The sequence below is a fragment of the Micromonospora sp. WMMD1102 genome (genome assembly GCF_029626265.1).
Lineage (GTDB): Bacteria > Actinomycetota > Actinomycetes > Mycobacteriales > Micromonosporaceae > Plantactinospora.
On the sequence record NZ_JARUBN010000001.1, the window covers coordinates 5474250 to 5489486 of the forward strand.

Here is a 15237-nt window from a genome sequence, read left to right on the forward strand (position 1 = left end):
GTCAGGCGTGCGACTTCGTCAGGCCGACGAACGCCCGCCAGGCGGCCGGGCCGAAGGTAAGCGTCCCGCCGTCCCGGTCCTTGGTGTCCCTGACCAGCACTCGGCCGGGAAGGTTGTCGGCCACCTCGACGCAGTTCGAGTTGCCGCCGGAACGCGTGGACTTCCGCCAGGCGGCAGCGTCACTTGTGTTCATTCAGCACCTCCAGAAGTAGGTCTCTGCTCTGGTCGGTCGTCATCGCCAAACCGTTGATCGACTCCCAGGATAGCTCTAGGTCACCCACATCCCGTACCGAGGCCACCACCTTGCCCTGCAACTGATCATCAAGGTACGAGATCCGCCTACCGTCTCTCAGGGTTGCCAGCGAGATCGGGCCACCCAGACCAGCATGCAGACCTCCGGCGACATCCGGCAGCACACGTACCGTGACGAAGGGTCGGTGTCCGATGTCGACGAGATAGCCGAGCTGATCTTTCATGACGTCGCGCGACCCGCGCCGGAGCGCGAATTCCGCGATGATGCAGGAAATCGTCACCGGCGGGTTCTGATCCAGAACCGCCGCCTGCCGGGCTGCCCGGTCCGCGACGAGATCCTCCACCCTCCCCACGTTCGCCGGGACTCCCGCGAACATCTCTCGCATATACGGCTCACGCTGTAGCGGAGCCGGGATCAACAGCGGTTCCCAGGACCGCAGCAGGATCGCGCGACGCACATTCTCGGCCCATGGGCGTAGCCACGGGCGCAGGTCTTCGTGTGCCGTCTTTGCCAGCCCTTGAATCTCGCTGTCGGTGCCGAACACCCCGTCAAGGCGCTGTGCCGTGCCTTCCTGCGGAATCAGCTTCCCTGCCTCGAAATACTGCACCGTGGACTTGGACACCCCGATTGCGACGGCGAGCCTGTCCTGAGACAGCTTCCGCTCTGTGCGCAACGCCCGGATGCGGGCCGGAAGCGACGCCGATTGGTCAAGCATTGTTATCACCCCGGCGGTCGGCAGATGCTGTCACCGTCATCAGGCGGCGGACCTGCTCATTCTGCGTTACCACGCCGTCACGGTCCAGCGCGAATACCAGCTCGGTTGACGGGATGGTCACACCATCGGAGCTCACCGATAGTTAGCGGCATCTTAAGTTTCCGGCCGGCACCGGAGATATTTGTCCGGATACATCCACCCGAAGCAGGAGAATCGTGAATTCAACTCTGGCAACGCCACGTATCCCCGGACAGCAACTGCCGGTAGGCTCGGCTCCGGTCTCCGCCGGGCGGCGCCCTCCGGCGCCTGCGGGGGCCGCCGCCTAATCGCCACGCGCGAGCCGGGGAACCACGTACCAGGGGTGCATCCGCGCCAGCGGTAGGGATCTTCCGTCCCGAACCCGTCAGCTAACCCGGTCGGCGGCTGACGGAAGGACACTGTCATATGCCGTTCCTGGCACCCACCCGACACGCTCCGGCGTCCGCGCGGAACGCCTCGGGACCGTCCGGGAAGCTCGCGGTCACCGCGGCGCTCACCCTGGGCATGGTCCTCGCGGCGCTCGGCGGCGCACCCGCCGCCGCGGCACCGGAGTACGCGACCCCCGGGGCGCTGGCCGCGGCTCCCGGCGGCGACGACATCGACGGAGGCACCGACAGCCTGCGCGAGCAGCTCCAGGCCGCCAGCAAGGGCTATCTGAACGCCAAGACCAAACTGGACAACTCCGTCAAGCGGCAGAAGGAACTGAACCAGCAGCTTGCCGCGCTGCGTACCGAGGTGGCGACCCGGAGCGAACGGGTCGCCGAGATGGGCAACATGGCGTACCGGACCGGTCGACTCGGGCAGGTCTCCGCGCTGCTCAACAGCGGCTCGCCGACCAGCCTGGTGGACCGGGCCGCCGCACTCGACACGATCTCGGCGAACGAGAGCCGGGAACTGCGCGGGCTGCGGGAGAGCCTGGACAAGGAAACCCAGGCCAAGGCCGCGCTCGACAAGGAGATCGGCGAGCAGCGCAAGCAGGTCGAGGTGATGGAGACCCGCAAGAAGCAGGCCGAACGGGCGCTCGCGGCGGCGAACAACAGCGGCGGCGCGGGCTCGGGGATCAGCGGCAGCGGCGGCGGCTCCGCCCGGCCGGCACCCCGCAACCCCGACGGCTCCTTCCCGGACGAGTCGTGCAGTCTCGACGACCCGACCACCAGCGGCTGCATCACCCCGCGCACCCTGCACGCGCTCAAGCAGGCCCAGGCCGCCGGCTTCACCCGGTTCGTCTCCTGCTTCCGCAGCGGTGGCAGCGGCGAGCACCCGAAGGGACAGGCCTGCGACTTCGCCGCCCAGAAGAACGGGTTCGGCGGAGTGGCGACCGGCGGCGACCGGACGTACGGCAACAACCTGGCGGCGTACTACGTGCGCAACGCCAACCGGCTCGGCGTGCTGTACGTGATCTGGTTCAAGCAGATCTGGCTGCCGAGCAGTGGCTGGAAGACGTACAACGGGGGCAACGGCGACCCGTCGAGCGACCACACCAACCACGTACACCTGTCGATGAACTGAGGATCGATCGCGTAACCTGTCGCGGACCGTCGGCACCGCCCGCCACCCCTGGGCAGTGCCGGCGGTCCGCTTTTCCGTCAGGCGGCGACCGCCGGGGTGCGTACCCCGGTCAGCAGCCGATCCGGCTCGAACCGAGCGCCACGTCGTCGAACCAGAGCGTGTCGGCACCCTCGCCGTAGCTCTCCCAGCCCAGCCGCAGGTCGGTGAGGTTCGGCCGCCAGTCGGCCCGGTTGTACCACTGCCCGTCGACGTCGTGCGTGGGCGTGCCGTCGGCGGTCAGCCCGGTCACCGCGGTGCCGTTGACCCAGGTGGAGAGCCGGCCCTGGGTGCCGTCGACCATGAACTCCAGGCAGGACCACTGGTTGACCGGCAACGGCATGCTCAGCGCCACGCCGTTCGGGCTCTGCTCCGGCAGGGTGGCGTCGTCCGAGGCACGGTTCCACTGCAACGCGCCGTTCTGCCCGCCCATCCGCAGGTCACGGTTGCCGTCGGCGGCGTCCCGCATGGCCAGGAAGGTCACGTGCGAGGTCGGCAGTGCGGTGGTGTGCCGTACCCAGAGCCGGGCGTAGCGCACCGCGCCGACCCCGCTCAGGTTGCGGGTGGAGCCGACGAAGACGTGGTTGCAGTAGCCGACCGCCCCGTTTATGCGTACCGAGCGGGTGCCCTGGTGCGCGACCGAGGTGTCGATGCTGGCGGTGCCGCTGCCCGAGCAGTCCGGATAGCTGACCGCCCAGTCGCCCGACGGCGTACTGCCGGTCTGGTTCTCGAAGCCGTCGCAGAGCACCGCCGTGCCGCAGCCGCTCGGCGGCTGGGTGGTCGGCGGCACGGTCGGCGGCGGGGTGATCGTCGGCGGGACGCTTGTCGGCGGGGTGGTCGGCGGTTGGCTGGTCGGCGGTGCGGTGCTCGGCGGGGTGGTCGGCTCGGCGCCGTTGCACAACTCGCCGTTCAGGGTGAACCCGCTCGGTGCCGCCGAGCTGGCCGAATAGGTGCCCTGCACGCCGAACTCGGTCGAGCCGCCGGCCGGCAGCGACCCGTTCCAGGCCGCGTTCCGGGCGGTCACGGTCGCCCCCGACTGGGTGACCTGGGCATTCCAGCCGTTCGTGATCCGCTGATCGCCACCGTAGGTCCAGGTCACGGTCCAGCCGTTGACCGCGACGTCCCCGGCGGTCACCTTGACTGCGGCGGTGAAGCCACCGGTCCACTGGTTGGCCTGGTAGTCGACCCGGCAGCCGGCGGCGGCCTGGGCGGCCGGTGCCAGGCCGGTGCCGAGCACGGCGACGCTGCTCGCGGCGATCGCGGTCGCCGCGGCCAGGGCCAGCGAGACGCGACGGTACGGTGCGGAGATCCGCATGGGAGTTCCTCTCGGACGACTGCCGGCCCCGGCGCCGTCCCTGGCGCGTGCCGGCAGTGCGGTTACGACGACGAGCGACGCGGTACGCCCGACGCGTACCGGCCTCGTTGTGCTGCCGTGACCGGCTCCCCTGGTCACCCGACCACCACGACGCCCCGGCCAGCCCGCACCCGGTCGCCCCGTCGTGGCGCCGACCAAGCTTAAAGACAACCATCGATGCGAGCAAACACCGGACCGGGTTCTTCCGTGATCAGGGAGTGTCCGGCCGGCCCGGGCGAGCCGAACGCTCCCTGATCACCGGCGGCTCCGCCGCGCGGGGCGTACGTCGAGCTGCGTAGCCGCAGCGCCCACATCCGCACGACGTCACGCCGGGCTGCCGGCGGCAGCATCAGCGGTATGAAGCTCTCACCGCCCTGGCGAAAGGCGCTGCTCACCCTGCACGTGGTCACCGCGGTCGGCTGGTTGGGAATCGACGTGGTGCTGCTGACCCTCGGCGTGGCCGGGGCACGCGGCGCCGACCCGGACCTGGTCTATCCGGCAGCGGCGCTGGTCGGGCAGGCCGTCTTCGTACCGTTGAGCGTGCTCGCCTGGCTGGTCGGCCTCGCCAGCGCGCTGCTCACCCCCTGGGGCCTGCTCAGGCACCGCTGGGTAGTGGTCAAGCTGGTGATCACCACCGTGCTGGTCGGGGCGGTGCTCTTCGCCCTGCTGCCGAACCTGCGGGCCGCCGAACTCGGCGCGGCCACTCCGGCGGACGCCCGGCAGGGGCTGCTGGCCGCACCGATCGTCTCCAGCACTCTGCTGGTCGTCGCCACGGTGCTCTCCACCTACAAGCCGTGGGGCCGGACCGGCCGGGCGGCGGGCTCGGCCGGGAACGGGCGGGCGGTCAGGGCTCCCGGCCGGCGGCGGCCAGCGCGGCCGGCAGCCGACCCGCCAGCTCCTGGTGCGCGGCCCGAGCCTGCCGGAACGCGTACCGGAACAGCGGTGCGGGCGCCGACAGGGTGATCTCGACGTCGACCCGGAGCAGACCGTCGGGCTCCCCGGTCACCCGGGTCCGGTTGTGCAGGGTGGTGCCCGGCCATTGCCGGGCCACCAACTCCAGCTCGTCCGCGCCGAGCCGGAGCAGGTCGGCCCGGTAGGTGATCCGGAACCGGAACGGCCCCCAGCGCAGCCGGTCGGTGACCAGGTCGCTGCGCAGCGCCCCCGGCCCGGCAGGTCGGGAGCGCACCCGCACGATGAACGGATGCAGCTCGCCCTGCCGTCGCACGTCGCCGAGCAGCCGCAGCGCGTCGGCCGGTTCGCAGCGCGCGTGCACCCGATAGCGGAACGAGCCGATGCGCGGCACCAATCGAGTCTAGGAAAGCTGGCGGCAAGTCGGCTAGCTGCATGAATAGCGGCTAAGTGGGTATCTAACGGGCGTGAGCGGACATGTCATGGTCTTTGCCCCCGACCCGCAGTTGACGGTCACCGTCGACCAGCCGGCCGAGGAGACCGAGATCCACCTGCACCCCGGCGGCCAGGGGGTGTGGCAGGCTCGCATGATCACCTGCCTGGGCGTGCCGGTGGTGCTCTGCGCCGGTCTCGGCGGCGAGATCGGGCAGGTACTCGAACCCCTGCTGGCCAGCGAGGGCGTGGACCTTCGGGTGATCCACCGGGAGTCCAGCAGCGGCGGTTACGTGCACGACCGACGGGACGGCAAGCGGCACGAGATCGCCTCGGTGCCGGGTCATCCGCTCGCCCGACACGAGCTGGACGAGCTGTACAACCTCGCGCTCAGCGAAGGGCTCGGCGCCGAGGTCAGCATCCTCAGCGGTCCTGGACACCCGTCCCTGGTCGCACCGGAGATCTACCGCCGGCTCGCCGCCGACCTCGGCCACAACGGCAGCCGGGTCGTCGCCGACCTCTCCGGCGCGCACCTGGCGGCCGTGCTGGAAAGTGGCGTGTCGGTACTCAAGGTCAGCCACGAGGAACTACTCCGGGACAGCCTCGCCGAAGGCGACGGCGAGGCTGAACTGGTCCGGGCGATCCAGGCCCTGCACGCCCGGGGCGCCGAGACGGTGGTGGTCAGCCGGGCCGAAAAACCGGCACTGGTCATGGTCGACGGCGAGGTCGTCGAACTCGACATGCCCCGGCTGGAGGTCGCCGACCACCGGGGTGCCGGCGACTCGATGACCGCCGGGGTTGCCGCGGTGCTGGCCCAGGGCGGCGACATCCGGCTCGCGGTCCGGACCGGCGCGGCGGCGGGTGCGCTGAACGTCACCCGGCACGGGCTCGGCACCGGACGGCCGGACGCGATAGCCGGCCTGGTCGACCGGGTGAAGCTGGCACCGGTGCGGGCGGACCGGCAGGACCGGTTGACCCCGGACGACCTGGCGCATCGGACCACCAAACCATGACGATCCGGGTGCTGGTCACCAACGACGACGGCATCGCGGCCCCGGGGCTACGCTGGCTGGCGCGTACGGCGGTGGAGCGGGGGCTGGACGTGGTGGTGGCCGCCCCGAGCGAGGAGGCCAGCGGGGCGAGCGCCGCGATGAGCGCGGTCGAGCGGGACGGCCGGGTGGTGGTCGAGGAGCACCCGATCGAGGAACTGCCCGGCACACCGGCGTACGGCGTGGCCGGCTCACCAGCGCTTATCACGCTCATCGCCCTGCACGGGGCGTTCGGGCCGGCACCGTCGCTGGTGCTCTCCGGGATCAACCGGGGCGCCAACGCGGGTCGCGCGGTGCTGCACTCCGGCACGGTCGGCGCGGCCTTCACCGCCGCCGCGAACGGCTGTCACGGGATGGCCGTCTCGCTCGACGTACTCGCCGTGCAGGAGGCGAGCACCGGAAGTGGCGGTGCGGCGGTGGCCGTACCCCGGCCGGATCGGGACGAGCGGCGGAACTGGGCGACAGCGGCCCGGGTCGCCCTCGACCTGCTGCCCCGGCTGACCGCCGCACCCGTGCAGAGCGTGCTGAACGTCAACTCCCCCGACGTGCCGTACGAACGGCTGCGCGGGGTACGCCGAGCCAGGCTGGCCGGGTTCGGTCAGGTGCAGATGACGGTCGCCGAGGCTGGCAAGGGCTTCGTGCGCACCGCACTGGAGGAGGCCGGGCAGCACGTCGAGCCGGGCACCGACCTGGCGTGGTTGACCGAGGGTTACGCCTCGGTGACGGCGATTCGGGCGGTCACCGAGGCGCACGACGCGGACCTGTCCGGACTGGACGATCCACGGGGATAGCGGGCGAGATTCCCGGTCCGCGACTGTCGGCGCGGGTTAGGGAGCGGGCTTCCCGGTCCGCGACGATCGGCGCGGACCGGGGACTGTCAGGCGCCGGGGACCTTGACCTCTTCGGCCACGGCCGAGGCGCCTGCGAAGTAGGGCTCGGGCGCGCCGAACAGACCGAGGAGCCCGGTGACCCAGAGCTGCCGGTGGACGAACCGGCTCGGTTCGGTGACCACGAGCTTGACGCCGCTGACCTCCGCGGTCTGGAAGCCGGCGACCATGGCGCTGATACCGACGGAGTCGATGAAGCTGACCAGTCGCATGTTGAGCTCGATCCTGGACGGTCGCCCCTTGGTCAGAACTCCGGCGATCGCCTCACGAACCTCGTACGCCGTATCGACGTCGATTTCTCCCCGAGGGGCGATCTCCACAACTCCACCAGGCAGGACCGACTTGACGATCGACAGGCTCACGCGAGCACCTCCACTCGCCCATGTCCGGGCGCCTAATCAGTACGCGGGCCGCGACCGAGAGTATTCCTCTCACGGCCCCGATCGCCACCCTTCCGGACGGGCAATCTATTCAACGAGCCGACAAACCTACCCGGTAACGGGGCGAACTACGCTAAATTTTCCTGCGCCGTCGGCATCGACACCTCCGTCAGTACACCCTCAGCGTAGCCGTCTACCAGGCCCGGATGGGCATCCGGTGCCTGTGTCGCAGCTCGCGGAAACGCCGTCCGGGCGCCGCCAGGTGAACCCGTGTCGGCTTCACGACACCGACCGGCCGGATGTGAGGCGGCAGCACGACGCGGCGAGCCCTGTTCGGCGCGGGGCGGCTGCGCGGCGCTGCCAACTTTGTTCGTGGCGGGGCGGCTGCGCGGCGCTGCCAGCTCTGTTCGTGGCGGGGCGGCTGCATACTGCTGTTCGTCGCCGGGCGGGTGTGTCGTCGGCCACCTAGCATGGGCTGATCCGTCCGTCGCAGCGTACGGGCGCCGCGGCGCTCGGAAGGGACACCTGATGCTGAGGAAGTTGATCGGACTGGCCGGCGTCGGCGCACTGCTGGCTCTCGTGCTCGCCTGCGGATTCGGCGGCGGGGGTGACGGCGACGACGACGATGACGACGGCGACGATTTCGCCCGTCGTGCACCTGTCGTCCAGCTCCACTGAGCGGCTGCCCGTCGCCCGAGCGCGGGCAGCCGCTCCCGGGCGACGGACCCGTCGAGGCCGCACCGGCGGCCACACCGGGTCGGAGCGGGATGTCGGGACATGATCGCGGGTTTGCCAGCTGAGGCGCCTGGGCACCTCCGACAGTAGGAACCCGCAAACCGCGCCGAACAGACGCCTCTGTCCGAAGTGGCCGCTTCGTTCGGTAACCGAGGAGGTAGCACGATGCTCGGAACCAACCTGCTGAAACATCAGAGCAAGCCCGAGCGGATCGCCGACCAGGCGTGGGAGTACCTCACCAGTACGGTCAACTCGGCCGGCGACTCGGTGAAGCACACCGCCCGCTCGGCCCGGCGGACCGGCACCCACCTCGGCAGCCACGCCGGGGACCGGGTGAGTGCCATGACCGACGAGGCCCGGGTGCGGGCCGGCCGGGCGTACGACGCGCTCGCCGGCCGGCGCCAGGGCCTCCCCTGGGGCTGGCTGATCGGGGCGGGCCTGGTCGGCGCCGCCCTGGCCTGGGCCGCCTCCAGCGCGTCCCGGGCCGCGCTGGCCCGCGCCGAGCGGGAGCTGCCCGACAGCGACCGCGTCGAGTTCGTGGATGTCGACCGGGCCAACTCGGCGGTCCGGGTCGACACCGCCTGAGACCGACGGACCCGCCCGGCCGGTCGGGCGGGTCCGCGCGGAAGTCGGGGCCCGGCGCGGAAACGCGCCGGGCCCCGACAGCGCGGCCCCGATCCTGGTCTGTCATGCGCTGCGCGCGCAGTGCATTCAGCTCAGCTACGCGCGCAGCGCATTCAGCTCAGCTGCGCGCGCAACTCGTCCGGCTCAGCTGCGCGCGCAGGTCACCGGCGCCGGCACGGCGTTCGCACCGGTCCAACTGCCGAGGAAGCCGAACGTCGTGGCGGCGTTCGGCGCCAGGTTGCCGTTGTACGCCACGTTCCGCACCGACACCGACGAACCGGACTGGGTGTGCGTACCGCCCCAGATCTGGCTGATCGTCTGCCCGTTCGCGAAGGTCCAGCCCACCGTCCAGCCGGTCATCGCCGACGTACCGGTGTTCCGCACGGTCACCTCGGCCTGGAAGCCACCCTGCCACGAACCCGCCACCCGGTAGCTGGCCGTACAGGCCCCGCCCGGCGGCGACGTGCCGGTCGGGGTCCCGGTCGGCGGGTGGGTGGTCGGGGTGGCCGTGGGCGGTCGGGTGGTCGGCGTGGCGGTCGGGGTGGCCGTCGGCGGGCGGGGGGTTGGAGTACTCGTCGGCGGATTGGAGGGACCGCCGAGCCGGTCGGCGACCAGGATCCCCCGGCCGTTGGTGCCGAGGTAGACCCGCCCGTAGACCCTCGGGTCGCCGGTCAGCGCCTCGCCCATGTTTCCGTACTGGTGCTGGTCGTCGTTGATCCGGACCCAGGCGGCACCGGCGTCGTCCGACCGGTACACCCCGCGGACGCCGTCGACGGTGGCGACCGCGAAGACCGCCGGGTACGTCCGCCCGGGTGCCGCCCGGCCGAACCCGACGTTCACCGCGCTGCCCACGTTCGGCAGCTTCGCGAAACTGGCACCCGAGTCGGTGGACCGGAAGATCCCGGTCTCGCCGGCCAGCCAGATGTCCCCCTCGGCCCCCGGCACCGCCTTGAACCTCGCCCCGCTGGCCGGCAACCCGGTGGCGGCGGTGGCGGTGAAGCTCGGCCCGCCGTTGGTGCTCAGATAGAACCGGCCGGCCGAGTAGCCGTAGAACCTGTTCGGGTTCACCCGGTCCGCCTCGATCGTGGCGTTCGCCGGGATGCCGCTGGACTGGCTCCACGAGTTGCCGTACCCGACGGAGTAGACCACCTGTTGCCCGGCGTCGCCGGGCGCCCAGACGAACCGGCTGCCGTCGGCGGCGGCCGCGACCGTGCCGCCGTTGTTGATCCCGCCCGGCTCCTGGCCCTGGAACCAGTTCGCCCCGCCGTCGGTGGAGAAGGCGACGTGGCTGTCGCCCGGCCGGTCCGCGTCGGTGAAGGCGCCGGCCCGGACCATCACGCCGGGGTTCAGCTCGGCGAAGTCCAGGCTGGTGGTGCTGGTAAAGACCGGCTGGGTGAACATCATCGCCGGCACCGCGTCCAGGTTGGTGTGCCGGAAACCGCCGATGTCGCCGAGCCCGCTGACCAGCGGGGCGCCGGTGGGCGGGCTGACCAGGTCGAGTACGGCGGTCTCCTCCAGCCCCCGGACCATCGGCCGGATGGTGACCGTGCCGCCGCTGTCCCAGTCGCGCAGGTTGGTGGTGCCGTAGATGGTGGCGCCGGTGCCGTACATCAGTCGGTTGCCGTCGAACGGGTCGATCTCGACGGACTCGTTCATCCAGCCCAGCTTCGGAGTCTCCTCGGGCGGGGCCGGGTTGGCGCCGAAGGTCAGCCACGGCACCGAGCCGATGTCCATGGTGTAGCGCTTGGAACGGTTCGGATAGGAGGTGAAGTCCCAAGCCCGCGTCCAGGTCGCGCCGCCGTCAGTACTCCGGAAGAAGATCGCGTCCGGCCACCAGGAGATCTGCGTCGCCACCATGATGGTGTTCGGATTCTGCCGGTCGATCGTCAACCCGCTGTAGCCGAAGTACGCGTCGGCGCTGCTGGACGGGACCGGGCTGATCTGGGTCCAGGCTCCGGTGGCCCGGTCGAACTTCCAGACGTCGCCCTTGCCGCCGTCGTACGGGCCGCCGGTGTCGCTGGTGGCGATGTAGAGGAACCCGCCGACCGGGTCGACGACGCCCTTGTGCGCCAGATATCCGGTCGGCTGCCCGGCGATCCGCTCCCAGCTCGTGCCGCCGTCGGTGCTCCGGTAGACCGGGTTGGCCTTGTCCGCGACCCCGACGTAGATGGTCTGGGTGGTGTTGCCGGCGGTGCCGGTGGACCTGTCGAAGCTGACCCAGGTGACGCCCTGGTTGCCGGTCAGATAGCCGTTCGGGTCGGACGGGTCCTGGGCATAGTTGCCGGCGTTCGGGAAGTTGCCCACCTTCGCCCAGGTGGCGCCGTGGTCGGTGCTGCGCCAGAGCCCGTTGCCGCCCTCCGCGCCGTAGTAGACGACGCTGTTCCGGTTCGGGTCGACGGCGAGCCGCTCCCCCTGGCCCCGGCCCGGCATGTTGCCGCCGACCTTGAACGGCAGCGGGTACGCCTGCCAGGTGTTCCCCTTGTCGGTGGAGCGCAGGATCGCCCCGTTGTTCGGGTCCCAGTCGTTGGTGTACATCCCGACCGCCGCGTACACCCGGTTGGTCTGCACCGGGTCGGTGGCGATGCTGAGCACTCCGTTCCAGCCCCACCGGTCCCAACCGACCCAGTCCAGCAGCGGGGTCCAGCTCTGGCTGGCCTGCTCCCAGCGGTAGGCGCCGCCGATGTCGGTGCGGGCATAGATCAGGTTCCGCTCGGTGGGGTTGAAGACGATGCCCGGGACGAAGCCGCCGCCGTCGATCCGGACGTTCTTCCACGAGTACGGCTCGGACGCCGCGGCCGAGGCCGGTGCCGCGGACGGGCTGACGGCGACCTGGGCCACCACGGCCACCGCACCGGCGGCCAGTACGGCCGCGAGCGCGTGGGCAAGACTTCTACGCATGTACGGCTCCCTGGGGGAAGAGCTGACTGGCGCTGGCCGGCGCTGCCGGAGTCGCCACGCGCACGCCACGGAGGACCCGGTCCCGCCGGTCGTGCGCTCGGCGGCCGCTGCTCGGGGAGCTGCCCATGCTCCCGTGGCGTCGTCCTGGCTCCCTGGAACGGCGTCGTGCAGACGTTCACACACGCCTGGACACGCTGTCAATAGTTGGAGTCCCAAACTAACCCGACATCGGGCCGGTCCAGCCGGGCCGGCCCAGCGGAGACTGGTCCAGCCGGGGCCGGTTCAGCCGAGGCGGAACACCACCGAGCCGGAAACCTCCTCGCGGGTCACGCCCAACCCGTCGACCGGCCGGTTCAGCACCTCCTGCCACGGCGTCCCCGGCAGGTACTCCGGCAGCACGACGACGGTACGCACACCGATCCGCCGCAGGTGGTCGACGCTGAGCGGATCCGGGAAATTCGCCGTGACGCCGAGGGTCTGCGCCTGCGACTCCGGGGTGAAGGCGGCCAGCCCGTTGACGATCCTCGGGAAGCCGTCGGTGGACCACAGCATCACGCTGAACTCCAGGGTGCCGCTGCTCGGCAGTACCAGCAGCGGACCCTCGGCGCCGCGCAACGCGGCCGGCTGCGGGATCACCGGGGCGTGCGGGGTGGTGTTGACCCCTTCGAGCACGATCAGCGCCAGCGGGATCAGCGCGGCGAGCCGAAGCAGCGACGTCCGGAACGCGGCGGCACGCCGTTCGGGTGCCGGCGGTTCCGGCTCCTCGCCGCCCGGCGGCGGCTGGTAGGCGGCGCTGCGCAACACGGGTACCGGCGTCCCGGGCCGCGGCGGCTGCCCCGCCTCCCCCGACGCGGGGACGGCGTCGGCAGGGTCGGACGGTGCGGCGGAGGCGGGGGCAGCGGAGGCGGGGGCAGCGGAGGCGGGGGCAGCGGCACCGGCAAGGTCGCCAGAGTGGGGCGGTGCTGCGGAGGTGGCGTCCGGAGGTGCCGGCTCCGCGTCGGGATCTCCGGGGCGCCGTCCGGCGGACGGGTCCGGGTTGAGCCGGGTGAGCGCGGTGAGCGCACCGGCGGCGAGGATGCCGAGCAGCAGCGTCGTCCAGAGCACCAGCCGGCCCGAGGTACGGATCGCGTCGAAGCCCGGGGCGTGCAGCACCAGCGTCGCGTACCCCGGATTGCCGTCACCGCCCAGCGTGGTGCCGCTGGCCAGTGCGACACTGCCGAGTACGCCGCCAGCCAGCAGCACCCGGTGCCGCACCCGCCACACCGAGAAGAACAGCCCGGCGAAGGCGAGCCCGATCAGCGCCACCCCGGGCAGCAGGGTCATCTCCCCGGCGAAGCTGAGCGTCTCCCGGGCCGCCGCGTGCCGCTCGCCCCAGAGCCAGTTCTCCGGCGGTGCGGTCAGGAACCCCCGCCACGGCGGCGAGAACATCTGCACGTGCGCCAGCGTCCGTCGGCCGGCCGGATGCAGCGCCACCACCTCCAGGTAGGGCAGCGCCATGAAGATGCCGACCCCGCTGAACACCGCCCCACCGGCCAGGTCGGCCAGCAGCAGCCGCCGTCCGAACGGCGGGCGGGACCGACGCCGCCACGCCGACCAGGCGTAGCCGGCGCCGGCCGCCAGGCAGACCAGCGCCAGCACGTAGCCGAACGGCAGCCCGATGCCGAACCCGAGGGTCAGCTGCCAGGCCGCCACCACCCAGCCGGCGAAGGCCCAGCCGGGGCGGCGCAGCTCCGGCCGGTAGCCGTGCCGCAGCGACCAGCCGTGGCCCCGGGCCAGCATGGCCAGGGCCAGCGCGATGCCGCCGATGGAGAGCACGTGCAGGTGCCCGGCCTGGGCAAGCTTCCAGGGGGCGTACCCGAAGGCGACACCGGCCGCCGCGGCGCCGATCCGGCCCGCGCCGAGCTGCCGGACCAGCGCGTACGCCCCGACGAAGGCGAGCGCGTGCACCAGGACGTACAGGATGTTGTAGCGGACCACGGCGGCCACCGGGCCCTCGCCGAGCATCCCGGCCGGGGCGTAGCCGAGCAGGGTGTCGGAGTAGGCGTAGGTGTAGGGCTCCGGATAGAAGGTGTTGGAGTGCCACAACTGGGTGGGGTCGTGCAGCACGGCGTGCCCGCCCCAGGCGATCTGCCAGGCCTGTAGGGTCGGGTCGCCGATGTCCTGCGGGATGGTGCTGGTGATGTCGCGCAGGGTGGGCCAGGTCAGCACGACGGCCAGCAGCAGCCCGCCGAGCACGGCCAGCGTCCACTCGTGGGTGGCCAGGCGTACCAGGAAGGATGCCCGGGGCCCACGGACCGGGCCGACCGACCCGGCGCGGCCGTCCGGCCGTCGAGTCCGCTCACCGGATTCGTTGCCGACCCGGCTGCCGGATCCGTTGCCGGCCCGGTCACCGGATCCGTCGTCGACCTGGTCGCCAGATCCGTCGTCGACCTGGTCGCCGGTACCGTCGTCGGGTCCGGCCGGCGCCGTCTGCCGCTCGATCGTCATCCTGCTTCTTCCTTCCGACCCGGACCCGGCCCCGCACACCGCGCCGGCATCTGCCCCGAGCACACCGGCATAGATGATCCCTGATGGTCACTGGGGCTGTCACGCCCCCGTTCGACTCACCCGGCCCGGGTGAGGAGCGCTCACCCGGCCGCGGGCCAGAGTCGAGTCGCGGACGTGACCGGCGGGCGCAGCCTATCGGTCGCCCAGGTCGCCGCACTCGAGCAGTCGAAAGGGACGCAATGGCCGGCCGCGTGAGCAGCCCCAGCGACGACGACATCCAGCGCGACATCCTGGCGGAGCTGGCCTGGGAACCCCGGGTCCAGCCGAACGAGATCGGTGTCGCGGTGCGGCAGGGCGTGGTTACGCTGCGCGGCTGGGTCGACAACTACGCCAAGAAGTGGGCGGCGGAACGGGCCGCCCAGCGCGTGCACCGGGTCCGGGCGGTCGCGAACGACCTGGAGGTACGCCTGCCGTCCTCGGCCGAACGCGACGACCCGGAGATCGCGGCGGCGGCGGCCCGGGCTCTGGAGTGGGACGCCTTCGTCCCCGCGGCCGAGATCGAGGTGACCGTCTCCGACGGCTGGGTGGTGCTGCGCGGCGAGGTCGAGTGGGAATACCAGCGCCGCGCCGCCGAACAGGCGGTACGCCAACTCGCCGGAGTCCGCGGTCTCAGCAACGGGATCTCGGTCGTGCCCCGGGAACGGCCGGAACGCGACGAGATCTCCGGCCGGATCCAGAGCGCGCTGGTGCGCAGCGTGGAAACCGACGCGGCCGGGATCGACATCCGGATCGAGGACGGCTCGGTGGTGCTGACCGGCAACGTCCGCTCGTGGCTCGAACGCGAGGAAGCCGAACGGGTTGCGTGGTCGGCACCGGGCGTCACCAGGGTCGACAACCACATCACCGTCCGGCTGTGACCACCGCCGGGAC

At 71.6% G+C, this 15237-nt stretch carries 14 protein-coding genes and 1 riboswitch; of the genes, 7 read left to right on the top strand and 7 right to left on the bottom strand.

Annotated features, from left to right (window positions below; all coding sequences use genetic code 11):
• Nucleotide 1 precedes the first annotated feature (1 nt).
• Both O7626_RS24500 and O7626_RS24505 read right to left on the bottom strand, forming a co-directional pair.
• Nucleotides 2–193, bottom strand: coding sequence for a DUF397 domain-containing protein (locus O7626_RS24500; RefSeq protein WP_278063451.1), 192 nt, complete (start codon nucleotides 191–193; stop codon nucleotides 2–4).
• On the bottom strand, nucleotides 180–968 hold the full coding sequence (locus O7626_RS24505) for a helix-turn-helix transcriptional regulator (protein WP_278063452.1): 789 nt from the start codon (nucleotides 966–968) through the stop codon (nucleotides 180–182). The genes O7626_RS24500 and O7626_RS24505 overlap by 14 nt, the downstream gene beginning before the upstream one ends.
• A gap of 309 nt (nucleotides 969–1277) precedes the next feature.
• Nucleotides 1278–1406: riboswitch (cyclic di-AMP (ydaO/yuaA leader) on the top strand.
• A gap of 6 nt (nucleotides 1407–1412) precedes the next feature.
• On the opposite strand from O7626_RS24505, the gene O7626_RS24510 reads away from it, so the two are divergent.
• On the top strand, nucleotides 1413–2516 hold the full coding sequence (locus tag O7626_RS24510; protein WP_278063453.1) for a hypothetical protein: 1104 nt from the start codon (nucleotides 1413–1415) through the stop codon (nucleotides 2514–2516).
• Nucleotides 2517–2625: 109 nt separating this feature from the next.
• On the opposite strand, the gene O7626_RS24515 is transcribed toward O7626_RS24510, so the two are convergent.
• Nucleotides 2626–3867, bottom strand: a complete 1242-nt coding sequence (locus O7626_RS24515) for a cellulose-binding domain-containing protein (protein ID WP_278063454.1) — start codon at nucleotides 3865–3867, stop codon at nucleotides 2626–2628.
• 396 nt (nucleotides 3868–4263) lie between these two features.
• Here O7626_RS24515 and O7626_RS24520 point away from each other — a divergent pair, with 396 nt between their 5' ends.
• Entirely contained in the window at nucleotides 4264–4869 is a 606-nt protein-coding gene (locus O7626_RS24520; protein WP_278063455.1) for a hypothetical protein, read from the top strand.
• Here O7626_RS24520 and O7626_RS24525 read toward each other — a convergent pair.
• Nucleotides 4751–5209, bottom strand: a complete 459-nt coding sequence (locus O7626_RS24525; protein ID WP_278063456.1) for an SRPBCC family protein — start codon at nucleotides 5207–5209, stop codon at nucleotides 4751–4753. The two genes, O7626_RS24520 and O7626_RS24525, sit on opposite strands and share 119 nt — an antisense overlap.
• A gap of 88 nt (nucleotides 5210–5297) precedes the next feature.
• Here O7626_RS24525 and O7626_RS24530 point away from each other — a divergent pair, with 88 nt between their 5' ends.
• Both O7626_RS24530 and O7626_RS24535 read left to right on the top strand, forming a co-directional pair.
• On the top strand, nucleotides 5298–6260 hold the full coding sequence (locus O7626_RS24530) for a PfkB family carbohydrate kinase (RefSeq protein ID WP_278066296.1): 963 nt from the start codon (nucleotides 5298–5300) through the stop codon (nucleotides 6258–6260).
• A complete protein-coding gene (locus O7626_RS24535; RefSeq protein WP_278063457.1) occupies nucleotides 6257–7087 on the top strand; it encodes a 5'/3'-nucleotidase SurE in 831 nt (276 codons plus the stop codon). Before O7626_RS24530 ends, O7626_RS24535 begins: the two co-directional genes overlap by 4 nt.
• An 86-nt stretch (nucleotides 7088–7173) precedes the next feature.
• Here O7626_RS24535 and O7626_RS24540 read toward each other — a convergent pair whose 3' ends face one another.
• Complete coding sequence (locus tag O7626_RS24540) at nucleotides 7174–7545, bottom strand: STAS domain-containing protein (protein WP_278063458.1); 372 nt, start codon at nucleotides 7543–7545, stop codon at nucleotides 7174–7176.
• A gap of 546 nt (nucleotides 7546–8091) precedes the next feature.
• On the opposite strand from O7626_RS24540, the gene O7626_RS24545 reads away from it, so the two are divergent.
• Together O7626_RS24545 and O7626_RS24550 are read left to right on the top strand one after the other, a co-directional pair.
• Nucleotides 8092–8241, top strand: coding sequence for a hypothetical protein (locus tag O7626_RS24545; protein ID WP_278063459.1), 150 nt, complete (start codon nucleotides 8092–8094; stop codon nucleotides 8239–8241).
• Nucleotides 8242–8463: 222 nt separating this feature from the next.
• Nucleotides 8464–8883 carry a hypothetical protein gene (locus tag O7626_RS24550; RefSeq protein ID WP_278063460.1) on the top strand — a complete coding sequence of 140 codons (420 nt, stop codon included), beginning with the start codon at nucleotides 8464–8466 and terminating at the stop codon, nucleotides 8881–8883.
• A 183-nt stretch (nucleotides 8884–9066) separates the two neighbouring features.
• Here the strand turns inward: O7626_RS24550 and O7626_RS24555 are convergent, their stop codons facing one another.
• Together O7626_RS24555 and O7626_RS24560 are read right to left on the bottom strand one after the other, a co-directional pair.
• Nucleotides 9067–11820 (bottom strand): cellulose binding domain-containing protein, encoded by a 2754-nt coding sequence (locus tag O7626_RS24555; RefSeq protein ID WP_278063461.1) that lies wholly within the window; start codon nucleotides 11818–11820, stop codon nucleotides 9067–9069.
• Between the two features lie 282 nt (nucleotides 11821–12102).
• The gene (locus O7626_RS24560; protein WP_278063462.1) at nucleotides 12103–14307 is read right to left on the bottom strand and encodes a hypothetical protein; all 2205 of its coding nucleotides are present in this window, start codon (nucleotides 14305–14307) and stop codon (nucleotides 12103–12105) included.
• 239 nt (nucleotides 14308–14546) lie between these two features.
• On the opposite strand from O7626_RS24560, the gene O7626_RS24565 reads away from it, so the two are divergent.
• On the top strand, nucleotides 14547–15224 hold the full coding sequence (locus tag O7626_RS24565) for a BON domain-containing protein (RefSeq protein ID WP_278063463.1): 678 nt from the start codon (nucleotides 14547–14549) through the stop codon (nucleotides 15222–15224).
• Nucleotides 15225–15237 lie beyond the last annotated feature (13 nt).